We start from the raw sequence: 15,298 nt of genomic DNA, 5'->3' as shown, positions 1-15,298 counted from the left end.
GTAAACAGACTGATATCCTCCCTACCTAAAACAAGGGAAAGATTGTAGATTTATAAAGCTGTAACTTCTAAGACTCTTTCAAAAATGGAAGCTATAAAGCCCCAAACTAAAGTGTAAAACTTTGTATACTCTACAAGGAAAAGCGAATTAGCAATCTTAGGTGAGTTGAATCTCCTGGGCAGATATAAAGTTTTCAATAAGTTTAAATGGTGTTTGAGGAGATTTGAGAAAATTTTCGTTGAATAAAATCAATACTAAACTAGCCTTGAAATATCGGTTTTTTCATCCATACCAGCAACAGCCAATCGATCCAGCTTGCTGCGAAATTCAAATTCGTACAGCTATACCTGCTGATTTGCTTGATGTTGCCCAAATTATTGCTGAAAGCTTTCACTCCCAAAAGGGTATGTGGGGATGGGCTTTTCCATTGCTACGTTTGGGTATTTACGAAGACTTAAGGCATCGCATGACATCACCTCCGCCGCGTCATATTTGTTTAGTCGCTTTTGAAGCTACTACTGGTGCGGCTCATAATTTAGTGGGAAGTGTGGAATTGGGTGTACGTTACAGTGATTCGTGGAGCCAGCTTGGTATGGGTTTTCCTTACTTATCTAATTTAGCGGTTCACCCAAAATACCGTAGACATGGTGTGGCTTCAGGGTTACTGAGTAGCTGTGAAAAAGTCTCCCGCGAGTGGGGATTTCAAGACTTATATCTCCACGTTTTGGAAAATAACCATCAGGCAAGGCAACTTTATTTCAAGGCGGGATATCGGGTGCATAAAGTCGAATTGAATTGGAATACATTTTTACTAGGACGCTCTAGCCAAATGTTCTTGTACAAGCATCTGAGTGCTGATTCCACTATCTGAATTTTATTTTGGTAATGGTAAATTTTGATGTTGTAATTAGTTTGGAGAAAATCTATTACCAATATCGATAATAAAAGTACAAACTAACCTAATTAACAACTAAGCTAAGATTAGCTAAATAGCTAGATATATAGCATATTTCAAGTTTATGAAGTACACAAGAATTCGTCTCAAAACCCGGTATAAAGCGTGTTTTAGTTCTGAATTGTGAATTTTTCTCCTGAATTCTGCTCTATATAGCTTTGGATAATTCTTCTCAGAATATTTTATTTAGACTTTTTCCGGCTCTTCCTATTGATCATATTAATAAAATCTGATTATCTTAATAAAAGATAACTTCGGAAAACTTCACTTAAATGTTACATTTTGTCTTTTTTATTATTTCTCATTTAAAGGATAATACTTTAGAGTATTTTATATAGATCAGTAAATAAACTATACTGAAAATAGCTGTATAATGACCCTTAGGAAATCAGCAACTCCTCATAATAACTTTGTAATTCAGATATTCATCTTTATAAAAACTTTAAGAAAACAATCTCCGAATTTGGAGACAAATCTAATTATATTTCATAAAATATGATCACTCAATTAGTAAACAATGCCTATTCATTACTATCTTAGTTAAATTGGCGAAAAGACTCTTGATAATAAAAGAATTCAAAAACCTAATTTGACATAACACCTAGTTCCGTTTTGAAGTGCATACTACTAGCAAATTCGTTGAAAATTTAAAAAACATGGATAGCGAACAGCATCGACGCTATCAAAGCTCTATGGTATCAACTTATTACCCTGAAACTAGTTTCCTTGACTCTCTTGTCATGCAAGATGGAACTGAGCAATCACAAGGCTCGGATATCCTTACACGTTTGCACAGTGGAGAAGTTTTCATCGTCAATAGTCGTAGACGAAATGGATTAATACTTTTTAAACGCTACCATGCAGAGTTTGCTGGGCCTGGGGCTGCTGTGGGTGGGGATTACGATTGTGATTGCCAAAGGGCATTGCCCATAGGTAATCTGTCTTTAGTAACTCTCGAATCTAATCAAGAACGCCAGAATGCTTACAAGATTAGGCGACAGTGGATTCGATTAATCAAACAAATTACAGAAAACCCAGTGCCTGGGCAGCGAGTTCAGAAAATTCTCGATCAATTTGAACAATATTTTCCACCAGAAATAGTGGCTCTTCTGCCGGATGTTGCTTTTGCTCTTTTAGTAGGTGTGCTGCCACAAACAGTGGGAATAGTCCGCCGTTTGGGCAGTCAGGTGGACAGCCGATTTAATTACTGAGTGAATTGCTAAAATTCCAAATTTGCCAAAGCAGCTTGGACTCGATTAACGGTACGGGCGTTTTCCTCTATTGTGCCGACAGTAATTCGCAATCCTCCACTAATATGTCGTACAAGGGTGCCAAGTGTTCTAAGTTTCTGGTGGAAAGTTTTTAACGCAGCATCTTGTGAATTAAAGCCATTTGGTTTCAGACGCAGGTAAACAAAGTTAGCAGCGCTGGCGGTAATTTGTAGTTCTGGTTGCTGGGACAAAATTTCGATGAGTTTGGCTCGTTCACTCAGGGTTTCGGGAATTGACTCTAGCAAGAGTGTGCGATTTTGTAAAGCAACTAATGCTGTTGTGATGGAAAAGCTGGGGAGATTGTATGGTAAGCGAACTTTTTCTAAGATGGCGATCGCTTCAGGATGAGCGACGCAATAGCCAACGCGAAGAGCTGCCAATCGGAAGGCTTTAGAAAAAGTACGTAATATTACCCAATTTGGACGCTGTGCTAATTCACCTACTAGGGTAGTTTGGCTGAATTCAAAGTAAGCTTCATCAATTACTACCAAAATATGCTTACTCAAACTTCTTAACCATGCCAACTCTGCCGCAGTTAAGCTATTAGCAGTTGGCGAATTAGGATGGACTACGAAAACTACGCGAATCGGGGGATTTTGAGTTTTTGCGATCGCAGACTGTGCGGCGCTGATATCAATTTCAAAATTTGTTTCATTTCTACCCACCGCCACTACAGGAATGCCCAAAGTTTGTGCCAAAATTCCGTACATAGAGAAAGTGGGATTGGCAACGAGAATTGAACCTTCTCCTCCTAGACAGGTAGCGATTAATAATGAGCGGATTAGTTCATCTGAACCATTGCCAACAGAAATATTGGCAGCAGTATTGGATAGCGAGAGGGCGGCTGATTCATTGACGTAGTGTGCGATCGCATCCTTAAGGGTTTCATGACCGCCATCAGGATAACGATTTGTTTCAATTACTTGCTGATACGTCCAGGCTAGCTTCTGTTTTAACTCAGGTGGTAAATCGTAGGGGCTTTCATTTGTATCCAGGCGATCGAACTGTGCGGGAACAGATGCGGCTGTATCGCTACTGGGGTGAGGTTTGTAGGCAGTGAATTGTGCTAAATCTGACCGGATAAAAGGAAGCATAGTTTTAGTCAACCAATATTTGAATTTATCGTAAATCAAAAGAAGCGATGCCTACAGCAAGCAGAAGCCGGAAGGCCAAAATCAAATCCACAAATTTTAATGAGATATTTATTATTAAAAGCTAAGTTTTTATTGAAAGCGGCGGGAAACTCAATTCCCTTGAGTGGGTGGTCGAGGCTTTCGCTATATGGTAGCTATTCCCAATCTTTTACACCGAATTCAGGAACAACCGCTATAGGAAAACCTTTAGATCCACAGCAAGGTAGCGGATATGAGTTTGGAATCAAAGCAGATTTATTAGCTAAAAAACTCTTTGCCACACTTGCATACTTTGACAGTAAACATTGGATTGATCTAGATTTGCCTGATGTAATTAACCTGCGCCGCCAGTTGGATCATGAAACTGAACAACATCGTTTAATCGCTCAGTCTGCTCTAGATTTTAGCTGGATGGATGAAATTCCCGATTGCCTACCTGAGAATTTATTGATTCTTGCCGAAGGCTTGCTAATGTACTTCACCCTTGAGCAAGTGCAGCAACTTATCCAGCAATTGCGGCAAAGGTTTCCGAATGCCACGTTGATGTTTGAGATTGTTGGCGGCGCTAGTAAAGGAAAAGCGGCAAAAGTCCTCACAAATCTGATACTTGATTTGTATCTCAATTTGCTCCCCAGCGATATGGACAAAGGAGGTGGGGTAAGTTTAATATTTTACAGCCTCAATGTAACTGGCAAAAGAGGCGAATTGCCTGCCAAATTTCTTCCATAACATTACCCAAGGCGTGGTCACTGTCGAGTTCGATTAACTCCACCCAAGGACGCGAACGCCCAAAGTCACGACTGGCTTCAATCGGAATGACTTCATCCTTTTTTCCATGCAAAATTAGGGTGGGGATAGGACGTTGCAAAAGCTTTTCTTGGTATTGGGTAGCATCTGTAACAAAATCGTAACTTAAGGGAATTGCTCGCTCTTGCCCATAGTGGTAGACCATGATATATTTTTCTTGCTGCCAATCCTGTATTTGCTCATTCCCTAGCTTGGGTAGCCAATGGGATAAAAAACCAAAAGCTGGCGCTAGCAAAACTAAGCGTTGCACTTGTAAATATTGCTGTCCCAAGTGGGCAGCAGTCAAGCCGCCCAAGCTTGAGCCAATGAGTGTTACTGGTTTAGGATCATTGTTGAATTCTGCGGCAACTTGAGTTAGCTGACGAGTGATTGTCAACTGGGAAAAATCACCAGCATTCAAGTCGGGAATTTTCAGCTTTGTCTGAATTTGGGTAAAGCGATCGCTTATATCCCGCGCTTTGGCAGAATTAGGACTGGAAGCAAAGCCGTGAATATATATGTAGTGCAAGGCTGTAGATAGTTAGGAGTTTGGAGTAGCTTTTTCAAGGTGATATGTTATACTGTTTGACTTTAATTATGATAGAAATACCTTGGTAGGGGCACGGCAATGCCGTGCCCCTACGCGAAATCTATATGTATCAGGGTTTTAGTGAAATGGTATTAGAGGTTGAATTTCATATTCGTTTAAACAAAATCTTCACTTGTTTATGATAATTTTGAAAATTCCGAGTTCAGAGGCTCAAGTTCCGAGTTCACAGGTGTAATGAATACGAAACTTACCTTGACAGAGCTAGAGTTTGGAGTTTGAAGTTATAAGTTTCTTTCTTAAACTCATGACTCATAACTCCTAACTCCTAACTTTTATTACCGCATTGTGACAAATTCCTCTGCGGCTGAGGGATGAATACCGACAGTGGCATCAAAGTCTTTTTTGGTTGCGCCCATTTTAACTGCGATCGCTATACCTTGAATGATCTCAGCTGCATTTTCACCTACCATGTGAGCGCCTAGCACTTTATCAGTGTTGCTATCAACCACCAACTTCATCATTGTCTTCTCTTGCTTACCAGTCAAGCTATGGTACATGGGGCGAAAGCGAGTGTGAAAAATTTTTACGGCATCACCGATTTTTTCCCGTGCTTCGGTTTCTGTCCAGCCTACTGTTGCGGCTTCTGGGTTAGAAAATATGGCTGTGGGTACAGTTTGGTGACTGAATTCGCGGCGGTTATTTCCGAATTCACTATCGGCAAAGGCGCGACCTTCGCCAATGGCCACGGGAGTTAAATTGATTCGGTCAGTGACATCCCCAACCGCAAAGATATTCGGTTGACTAGTTTGACTATATTCATTGACTGCGATGGCACTTGTGGTAGGGTATCCAAGCCCTTCAATAGAACTAGCGACAACATCAACCCCAGCGTTTTTTAAACCTAGTCCATCGACATTGGGAGTTCGACCGGTCGCCACTAAAAACACGTCGGCAATTAGTGGTTCTTGGTCGTCCCCTGATAAAGTTAGTTTAAACCCTTCTGGTACACGTTCAATTGCTTTGATCACATTATTCTTAATCAACCGAATTCCATGGTTTATCATGCCCTCTTCGATTTCTATGCGAATGTGATCATCAAACCCGTTCAAAATCTTTTCACCTCTGGTAATTTGCGTCACCTCAGAACCCAAACCGCGCATAATACAGGCAAATTCCGTGCCAATATAACCAGCGCCAAGAATGACGATGTGTTTTGGTTGTTCTTTTAGATGAAAGATTTCGTTAGAGGTAATGCCATATTCCATCCCTGGCAAATCTGGCTTGACGGGAAACCCACCAACAGCAATTAAAATTTTGTCTGCTGTAACTTTACGTCCATCAACTTCTACAGTGTGGGGGTCTACCAATGTGGCGCGGCTAGGAATTAGTTCCACACCCGCTTTTTCTAAAGAGTTGATGTGTAGTTGCGACAGTCGCCGAACTTCCTTATCTATAGATGTAATGAAATGTTCCCAGTCAAACTCCACATTACCCACTTTCCAGCCATAGCCTGCGGCGTCACTGAATAGTCCGGGAAAGTGAGAACCATAGACCATGAGTTTTTTGGGAACGCAACCGCGAATTACACAAGTGCCACCAACTAAATCATATTCAGCGATCGCCACTTTTGCCCCATAGCTAGCCGCCCGTTTGGAAGCCGCTAAACCTCCAGAACCCGCACCAATTACAAACAGGTCGTAATCAAAAGTCATAAATTTATCTTCTCTTTAGCAACAAGTTAGTTCCTGGGAACTTACACAGAAAACGTGATTGAACTATATAAGGATATCCGGTGAACGCTGTGTAAGTCCTGTCCTTGATTTAATCTACCGTTAGCAGATGTTCTCTGGTCGTAGGAAATATCACTTTTTGCTTTGCTGGCTGTAGAGGCAGTACTTAACTGTTATAATTCTGCCTCTGACATGGGGTATAAATTTACGTTTATGTGGTTGGTTTTTGCGGTATAGGTTCTCAGGGCTATTTCATTCTGATCTAGTCCGCCTCAGAATGAATTCTGAGTCTAATAGCGAAAGTCGTCTAAAGACGACTAAGAAAAGGTTATAGTCCGTTAAAACGGACTTTAGCTATTAGCCCTGAACAAGAAATTAACTCTTTGTGCAAGCAGTCCAGTGAGTCGCATCCTTTAGACTCTCAGATGCCGTTAAATCTGGCACAGCAAATACGAGAAACAACTCAAGCCCCAAACACAATCGAAAAACCTGAAGATACTCAAAAGCAAAATGACCCGCCACAGCTGGAATCGCAGCCAAGTAATTTGTCTACATCTCCTTCAGAATCAAAAGAGCAACTATTAAATGCACCTGAGATAAATTACTCCCAAAGACTAGAGAGGCTAATACATCTGCTGCGATCGCCTGGATAGCTTCAAAGCAGGCGATCGCTGTTCAACCGACGAAAACATTGATTCTGATGGCTGGTTCTTCAGTATTAATTACAATTTGCAATTAGGTCAGTTTTGATCAACGTTAAGAGTTATAAGAGTTACAAGAATTAACTCGTTTGTTAGCAAGAGAAGATTTATTAGCGATCGCAGAGCGTCTCGTAGAGAAGCTTACCACCTCCTTCTATTAAGCAAGCTATACGTAGCGGACGCACCAAAAGGGATCGCACGCAATCCCCTATAACGAGTACTTTGTCAAGTTGGTTTTGAGGGTTTGTAGTAAGCGCTTTAGTGCTTAGAAAATAAGGACTAAAGTGCTTACTACGACGAGGTGGGGTTCTTCGGGACATGATCTCAGATAAGATTTTACATTCAATAGAAAACTTAGTCGGACAACGGATATACGGCTTGATCGTGGGATATGAAGAATTATGTCATGAACATTCGTGAGAGTTTAAGAAAAAATCACTTTTGTCAATTAGGAATTATACTGGAAATTTACTAAGATTCTGAGTATTCAATTAATCTCTCACTCCTAACTCCTAACTATAAAAAATATGAAATCCAATCACTCCAGCTACCAGCATAAAGTTTACCCTTGTCAATGCCAGCTAATTCTAAAGAAAGTAAATTCACACAAGCAGTAACGCCAGAACCGCAATATACCAGGATTTCTGCGGCTGTTTCTAGCTTCTCCCACCGACGGCGTTGTTCATCTTGAGGAAGTAGATAGCCGGAAGAGTCTGTAACTTCTTGCCAGGGATAGTTGACTGCACCGGGAATATGACCAGCAATTTTATCAATTGGCTCTCGTTCACCTCGGTAGCGATCGCTTTCTCTTGAATCTACCAATACTACCTCCTGGGTATCTTTGCGACTTTTCACCTCTGTAATATCTACCAGCTTTTCTGTTTGTACTTGAGCTACAAACGTACCCATGCGGGCGTGAGGAATAAGATTTGTAACAGAATACCCAACTTTTTGCCATCCAGCAAAGCCTCCATCCAGTACTGCGACTTGCTCATGTCCGAGATAGCGCAACAGCCACCACAGACGAGCCGCAAAGGCAAAGCGCGAATCATCATAAGCTACAACTAAAGTTTTTTGGTAATTTACCCCAATCGCCGCCAATTTGTTAGCTATATCATTGAGGTTAGGTAAAGGATGTCTCCCGCCATGCTTACCTACTGGACTGGAAAGATCCTGATTCAAATCTAGGTAATATGATCCCTCTATATGACTTGTCTGGTACTGTTGTTGTCCTAGTTGTGGATCGGCTAAAGAAAAGCGACAATCGACAATAACGACTTGCGGATCTTCTAGATGTTCAAACAGCCAAGTTGGCGAAACAACAAATTGGGTACTTGTACTGAGCGTTGTCGAAGTATTAGGCATTGATCATTATTTAGTTTTTTTGTAAGATGTCAGACTTAGAAAATTTTACACCTAAGTTAACAGCAGATGGCTCTTTCACCTTTGTCTCTCAAGAGTTTGGTGAATCCTTTCACAGCCATTCTGGAGCTAAACAGGAGAGTTTTTTCAAGTTTGTAGAACCTACTCAACTAGCTACAGCCGCTCAAAAACCTGTCTTGCGGCTGTTGGATATTTGTTATGGTCTAGGATATAACACAGCTGCTGCTTTGCAGACAATTTGGGCAGTGAATCCTAGTTGTTGTGTTGAAGTAATCGGTTTAGAACTGAATCCATCTGTGCCACAAGCTGCGATCGCTCATAACTTGTTCGACAATTGGAACTGTAACTATATTGAAATTTTGAAGGAGTTAGCTTTTGAGCATCAAGTACAAACACCTTACCTGAAAGCGAAGCTACTAATTGGCGATGCTAGAACTACAATTAGCTTAGTACATCAGTCGGGTTTCTGGGCAGATGTAATTTTCCTCGATCCCTTTTCACCACCTCAATGTCCTCAATTATGGACTGTTGAATTTATTAAACAACTGTCATTGTGTTTACATCCAGATGGTTTACTAGCCACCTATTCTTGTGCTGCTGCTGTACGCACAGCACTTTTGTCTGCTGGCTTGATCATCGGTTCTACTCCACCCGTGGGAAGGCGATCGCCTGGTACTCTGGCAGCCCATTCTAAAAGTGCTGAGTTGAAAAACTTCTCAGCACTCCCTACCCTCTCGCCAGCTGAAAAAGAACACTTGCTAACCCGTGCTGCTATTCCCTATCGTGATCCCCAATTAAGCGATCCAACCGAAGTCATCGTGATGCGGCGACAACAAGAGCAACGAACGTCTCGCCTGGAACCTACTTCTGGTTGGCGAAAAAAGTGGTTATTAGGAACACAACGCAGGGATTTTATGGAAACTAGTTTGTAGTTAGATTGAGATGTCTACGACCGGCTAACCTATGCAACTACAAACTAGTTCCCAGTCCTTAATTTCAGAAAAGTTAAACATTTTTTTGCCAAAAATTCTGATTTATTTCCCAGATACTCAGACAACAAGTTTTTACAAGCCAAATAGCTTAATTATGGGTTATTCTTTAGGCTGATCTCAAGAAAACCTTATGCTTAAAGATAGGCAAGCCTAAAGTCTTGTTGGATAAAAGCTGATGTTAATTGCGGTGATGATTCATTGGTATCTAGAACACTATAAGTCAAAGGTTCTAAAGTGAATGGATTTGATTTAGATCCGCCGAGGGTTTTAGTAGTTGACGATCATGCTCCCAGTCGCATGACTGCTGTTTCCCTCTTGGGAATAGAAGGATACGAAGTGATTGAGGCGGACAGGGGTTCAATTGTTGTCGAATTGGTAACTCAAAAACAACCAGATTTAATTTTGCTGGATGTGATGATGCCAGGAATAGATGGGTTTGAAGTGTGCCAATTACTCAAACAGGATGAGCAGACTAGGCTAATCCCAGTGATTTTTATTACGGCGTTAAATGACAAGCGATCGCGTATTCGGGGAATTGAAACTGGGGCTGATGATTTTCTCAGCAAACCTTTTGATCGTGTGGAACTGGCGGCACGCGTAAAATCCTTAGTGCGGCAGAAGCGTCTGAACGAAGATTTAGACCATGCTGAACAAGTACTATTTTCCATTGCCATGTCGATTGAAAGCCGCGATTCCAACACAGGTAATCATTGTGAACGGCTGGAAAAACAGGGACAAGTTTTTGGTGAATACCTCAACCTCTCACGCTACCAAATTCGAGATTTGAAATGGGGTGGTTATCTCCACGATATCGGCAAGGTGGGTATTCCCGATGCAGTGCTGCTGAAAAAAGACAAACTCACCCCCGAAGATTGGCAGATCATGCAGCAGCACGTTTTAATTGGAGAAAAAATCTGCCGGCCACTACGCAGTATGCGGGGTGTAATTCCTATTATTCGCCATCACCACGAACGCTGGGATGGTTCAGGCTACCCTGATCGACTCAAGGGGGATGATATTCCCTACCTAGCGCAAGTATTTCAGTTAATCGATATTTACGATGCCCTAACCAGCGAACGACCTTACAAAAAAGCTCTTACTTCCGCAGAAGCACTTTCAATCATGCAAAAAGAAACTGATTCCGGTTGGCGTAATCCCAAACTAATGCAGCAGTTTGCAGAGTTTATTCGCTCCTGTCAGGAAAAAGAGAGGGATTAGGGAGTAGGGAGTAATGAAGGTTTGGCTTGGTGGAGGCCACAAACCTTTGTTCTCTAGTACATCATCTGTATCAATTTCAGTAGATCGAAAACTTTTGTAAGTTGACGAAATAATCAGGGTTTCAGGCGACGTTTTTGGGCTGATGATTGTGATCGCTTGCACTGCACTTTTAACCCAGCAACAACGCCCGTTCCTTGAAAAGCAGACTCTAACACCCCTTGCGGCAAATTATGTTCCTAAACTCAAATGAACGCCTGGTAAGGGTTCTGGAAAACTTTTCGATCTACTGAATTTAATTAAACCTCATCTAAGTTGAGAACCGTAGTTTTCGCCCTCACCCTAAGTCCCTCTCCCAGATATGGGAGAGGGACTTAGGGTGAGGGCTTCCCTTCTCCCAAATGTGGGATAAGGGGTTGGGGGATGAAGGCAAATCCTTTTGCTCACAGAAGAACTACAGGTTTCAAGATAGACGTGGTTTAATTTAGGACTTACGCAAAACTACACCCCCTCCGGGGCAATTTATGTAGCTTTAGCTGACCGCAGGGTATTGCCCCTACCTAAAAATCAGGGTTTTAGTTATTGTTTGCGTAAGTCCTAAACTAGAGCAATCTTATTTGATTTGTGAAGATTGAAAGCTTTAGATCCCCGACTTCTCTAACAAATCGGGGATCTTGTTGTTCAGAAATAATTAAAGGAATGCTATATACCAGACAAGTCTCAACCATTCCTTTGATGAACTCAAAGCTAAAGCCAAACAAGTAACCATTTTCCCTAAAGTTTTGGCAGATAAATATGCCGTTGTAATTTGCATTGAAGACAATAATTTAACTCTATTCTATTATTTTAAAAACTATAAATTAGAGACCTTGATTCAAAGTAAGTCAGTAAATGTACTGATACAAATCTGCGAAATACTTGAAAAAACCCAGTGGTGCAACAGTAAAACAAAACTTATATGTCCTTTTTGTTTCTTAGCTAGGACTTAGGTAGGAGAATTTCACCAAATCGCAGGTAATTGTCAGGAAAGTGAGATATTTGTACTGAGGTATTTATAAAAACTTATTTAATAAAATCTTTTCCATATATATACTTGTCGTAAAGAACTATTAAGAAATTCTGATTAAAGAATATTGCAATACCTTGATTTAATTGCTAACGTGTGTATTACAACGATGCTGATGAGCGCTTGGATCTAGGAGAAATAAAATCTATGAGCTACGTATATTCAGCCAAGTGTGTTAGGCTTTGACAGATTAAAAACGAGAAATGTCTGCCTCGTATAGACAATTATGAGGGATTGCAGATTAACCAAAAACTATCTCGTTGGTAAAGGCTTAGTTTCAGTTTGATTTTAATTGCGATTAATTATTTGTCTTACCTTGTGCCGATAAGCGAGTAGGTGTTGATTATGTGTGTCAGCAATAACTAAGAGTTTGGTAAGACTATAGATTTTGGAGGATAAAACCAATGGATATTCAAGGCAAAGTAGCCCTCATTACAGGGGCTTCCCGTGGTATTGGACGAGCAATCGCCCTCGAACTAGCGCAACAAGGCATCAAGCGGCTAATATTGATAGCACGCGATCGCCAAAAGTTAGTCGAGGTAGCTAAGGAAATCGAGGCAATGGGCACAGAAACTGCGATCGTGGCATTAGATTTGACGCAGACAATTGAAGTGAATATTGCTGTTGCCCAACTGTGGCGCAACTACGGACAAATTCACCTGCTAGTTAATTGTGCGGGAGTCGCATATCAAAGCTCGTTTTTGCAATCTAAAATGCCTCAAGTTCAAGAAGAACTCTCTGTAAACTTGTTAGGAATGTACAACCTCACTAGTCTGATCGCTCGACGCATGGCCAGCCAAAGACAAGGGACAATTGTCAATGTGTCGAGCCTGATGGGGAAAGTTGCTGCACCAACGATGGCGACTTACTCAGCTACCAAGTTTGCAATTTTGGGATTTACCCAAGCCTTGCGGCGGGAACTAGCTGAACATAATATTCGGGTGATCGCATTACTGCCTTCCCTTACAGACACAGACATGATGCGCGACTTAAAATTATTTCGCTGGGTGATCCCCATGACTCCCCAGGAAGTGGCTAAAGCACTCGTCACCGGAATGCAAAATGATTCACCAGAAATTTTAGTCGGATGGCAAAGTCATTTAGCCGTGTTGTGTCAACGCCTTGCTCCCTGGTTCCTAGAGCTAATTTTAAAAATAGCAGCTCCGCCATCAGCAACAAAACAGCCGAGTCAAAAACTGAACAAGCTGATCCCGAAACTGAGTTTTTTCACGAGAATCCATCGTTTTGGCGATATGTTCTTGTCAAGAACATGATTTCTGGTGTCTCTGCACATAAGTCCTAAATTTTTTGACGCGATCGCCTACCGGGGAGCAAAATTTCTACCAGAGTTGCGATCGCGCCATAATGATGCATTTGCCTATCTATCTACCTAAAGTGAAATTAAACCAAGCTTTACTTGGTGCATCCACACAGCGTAAACAAACTTTATCAAAAAGTAGAACACAAAGATGCGAATATCTGGGTAGACTTGCCTGAGTTCGCAGTTAGTGAAAATCACTAAATTAAAAATTTTATGGCTCAGGGTATTTATTGTATATAAGCCAAGTGCTATTAGATACTCAGGCAAATTTTATATAGATATAACTTATTTCGGAGCAACCAAAAATGCTTTCCTTCCCTACAACTCTCACTCCTTTGCCCGAAATCATTGATGGCTTACCGAATATTTCTGGTTGGGAAACAGAGGTTCTCTCTGTAGTTAACCATGATCAACCAGTATTTTTACCAATAACAAATATCCGCTTAGAAGACGTAAATGCTGTGTTTGCGATCGCCTTACACATGCACCAGCCAACTATACCTGCTGGAAATGGTGGTACACTCATCAGCAATCTGCAATATATGTTTGAACATCCCAATGAGGGGGATAATCACAATGCAGATGCTTTTGCTTATTGTTACAGCCGCATGGGAGACTTGATCCCCGAACTTGTAAATCAAGGTTGCAATCCCCGTGTGATGTTGGATTACTCAGGTAATCTTTTGTGGGGACTGCGGCAAATGGGACGCGGTGATGTTCTCGTTAATCTTAAACGCATCACTTGCGATCGCACATACCAACCTTATGTAGAGTGGCTGGGTACAATGTGGAGCCATGCAGTTATTCCTTCCACACCCATAGCAGATATTAAATTGCAGATCATTGCATGGCAACATCACTTTGCAGCAATTTTTGGCTGGGAAGCACTAGCGCGAGTCAAAGGATTTTCGCCGCCAGAAATGCACCTACCAAATCACCCTGATGCTCTCTTTGAATTTGTGAAAGCGCTGAAAGAATGTGGATATCGCTGGCTACTCGTTCAAGAGCATTCTGTAGAAACAATTAACGGTCAATCTCTTACCCATAAACATTTACCACATCGTCTGATTGCCCGCAATTCTCAAGGCGAAACAATTAGCATTACAGCCTTAATTAAAACCCAAGGTTCGGATACTAAATTAGTTGCACAAATGCAGCCTTATTATGAAGCCAAAACCTTATCCAAAGAACCAATTGGCAGTGTATTTGTGCCACCAATAGTTAGCCAAATTGGAGATGGTGAAAATGGTGGTGTGATGATGAATGAATTTCCTAGCGCTTTTAAACAAGCTTGGTGGGATATGGTGAATAACGGCGGAGGAAAATCATGTGTTGTGGGGATGTGTGGTACAGAATATTTAGAATTAATAGAAGCTGCTGGTTGTAAACCTGAAGATTATCCAACTTGTCAGCCAGTGGGACAACATCAGATTTGGGAGCGAATTTCACCAGACAATTGCCAACCGGAAGCTGTAGAGAATGCGATTCAAGAATTAAAGCAAATCAACTCTAATTTTCACATGGATGGAGCCTCGTGGACAAATCATATCAGTTGGGTGAAAGGATATGAAAATGTGTTGTCTCCTATGTATCAATTAAGTAGTTTATTTCATCAAAAGGTTGATACATTACAGCAAATTGATTCAGCAGAACCTGTTAGTAGACAATCTCATTATCGTAACGCTCTTCTACATAACCTTTTGCTGCAAACCAGCTGTTTTCGTTATTGGGGACAAGGCGCTTGGACTGACTATGCGCGCGAAATTTACCAACGTGGCGAAAATTTATTGCAGCTAAATTAAACTGGGAACTAAGAACTAGGGAGTTAATTTTGTAGAAAATGCTCCCAAAATTTTTCATGCAGTTTTTGTGTCGTCATATCATGTCCGGTTAATCAAGCTGAGTAAAAAATTTTTGTAGTTAGGACGGAAGTCCTGATTTTGTTTGCGTAGCGTCTTGTAGACACGACTAAAGTCCTCACTAGCGACAAATTTTTTATTATCGGTATCTTACCGAATATCAGATGAGACGGAAAATAAAAATCAGGTGAATTGAGATTTAGTTTAAGTAAGTGGGAAATCTAAGTGTAGGTTGCAGGGTGCTGCCATCCAAATTGGATTAGCACACTGATATTGAAACTTACTATGGGGTAACTGTGTTTCGAGTTGTTGTTGGTCATAGTGACGATCCTGATT

At 41.2% G+C, this 15,298-nt stretch carries 11 protein-coding genes and 1 pseudogene; 8 read left to right on the top strand and 4 right to left on the bottom strand.

Features of this window, described 5'->3' with window-relative positions; all coding sequences use genetic code 11:
- The first annotated feature begins 238 nt into the window (after positions 1–238).
- Positions 239–871: a GNAT family N-acetyltransferase gene (locus tag ACYTXL_RS01005; protein WP_461923110.1), complete on the top strand. Its 633-nt coding sequence runs from the start codon at positions 239–241 to the stop codon at positions 869–871.
- 740 nt (positions 872–1,611) lie between these two features.
- A complete protein-coding gene (locus ACYTXL_RS01000; protein ID WP_461923109.1) occupies positions 1,612–2,166 on the top strand; it encodes a hypothetical protein in 555 nt (184 codons plus the stop codon).
- 8 nt (positions 2,167–2,174) lie between these two features.
- Here the strand turns inward: ACYTXL_RS01000 and ACYTXL_RS00995 are convergent, their stop codons facing one another.
- Positions 2,175–3,320: a histidinol-phosphate transaminase gene (locus ACYTXL_RS00995; RefSeq protein WP_461923108.1), complete on the bottom strand. Its 1,146-nt coding sequence runs from the start codon at positions 3,318–3,320 to the stop codon at positions 2,175–2,177.
- A 99-nt stretch (positions 3,321–3,419) separates the two neighbouring features.
- Here ACYTXL_RS00995 and ACYTXL_RS00990 point away from each other — a divergent pair, with 99 nt between their 5' ends.
- The gene (locus ACYTXL_RS00990) at positions 3,420–4,088 is read left to right on the top strand and encodes a TonB-dependent receptor domain-containing protein (protein ID WP_461923107.1); all 669 of its coding nucleotides are present in this window, start codon (positions 3,420–3,422) and stop codon (positions 4,086–4,088) included.
- Here the strand turns inward: ACYTXL_RS00990 and ACYTXL_RS00985 are convergent.
- Together ACYTXL_RS00985 and gor are read right to left on the bottom strand one after the other, a co-directional pair.
- A complete protein-coding gene (locus tag ACYTXL_RS00985; protein ID WP_461923106.1) occupies positions 4,039–4,674 on the bottom strand; it encodes a YqiA/YcfP family alpha/beta fold hydrolase in 636 nt (211 codons plus the stop codon). The two genes, ACYTXL_RS00990 and ACYTXL_RS00985, sit on opposite strands and share 50 nt — an antisense overlap.
- Before the next feature lie 356 nt (positions 4,675–5,030).
- Positions 5,031–6,407 carry a glutathione-disulfide reductase gene (gene gor, locus ACYTXL_RS00980; protein ID WP_461923105.1) on the bottom strand — a complete coding sequence of 459 codons (1,377 nt, stop codon included), beginning with the start codon at positions 6,405–6,407 and terminating at the stop codon, positions 5,031–5,033.
- Between the two features lie 401 nt (positions 6,408–6,808).
- Here gor and ACYTXL_RS00975 point away from each other — a divergent pair, with 401 nt between their 5' ends.
- Positions 6,809–7,078 (top strand): hypothetical protein, encoded by a 270-nt coding sequence (locus ACYTXL_RS00975; RefSeq protein WP_461923104.1) that lies wholly within the window; start codon positions 6,809–6,811, stop codon positions 7,076–7,078.
- 564 nt (positions 7,079–7,642) lie between these two features.
- Here the strand turns inward: ACYTXL_RS00975 and ACYTXL_RS00970 are convergent.
- Positions 7,643–8,491, bottom strand: coding sequence for a sulfurtransferase (locus ACYTXL_RS00970; protein ID WP_461923103.1), 849 nt, complete (start codon positions 8,489–8,491; stop codon positions 7,643–7,645).
- Positions 8,492–8,517: 26 nt separating this feature from the next.
- Here ACYTXL_RS00970 and ACYTXL_RS00965 point away from each other — a divergent pair, with 26 nt between their 5' ends.
- From ACYTXL_RS00965 to ACYTXL_RS00950, 4 genes and pseudogenes are all read left to right on the top strand, one after another.
- Positions 8,518–9,441 (top strand): tRNA (5-methylaminomethyl-2-thiouridine)(34)-methyltransferase MnmD, encoded by a 924-nt coding sequence (locus ACYTXL_RS00965; protein WP_461923102.1) that lies wholly within the window; start codon positions 8,518–8,520, stop codon positions 9,439–9,441.
- A 237-nt stretch (positions 9,442–9,678) separates the two neighbouring features.
- Positions 9,679–10,719: pseudogene (locus ACYTXL_RS00960) on the top strand (response regulator); the annotation flags it as partial.
- A 1,467-nt stretch (positions 10,720–12,186) separates the two neighbouring features.
- A complete protein-coding gene (locus ACYTXL_RS00955; RefSeq protein WP_461923101.1) occupies positions 12,187–13,056 on the top strand; it encodes an SDR family NAD(P)-dependent oxidoreductase in 870 nt (289 codons plus the stop codon).
- Between the two features lie 352 nt (positions 13,057–13,408).
- Entirely contained in the window at positions 13,409–14,905 is a 1,497-nt protein-coding gene (locus ACYTXL_RS00950; protein WP_461923100.1) for a glycosyl hydrolase family 57, read from the top strand.
- Positions 14,906–15,298: the final 393 nt, after the last annotated feature.

The organism is Nostoc sp. (assembly GCF_054880495.1).
The sequence above is the reverse complement of the archived record's forward strand: the minus strand, read 5'-3'. Positions and strand labels throughout refer to the sequence as shown.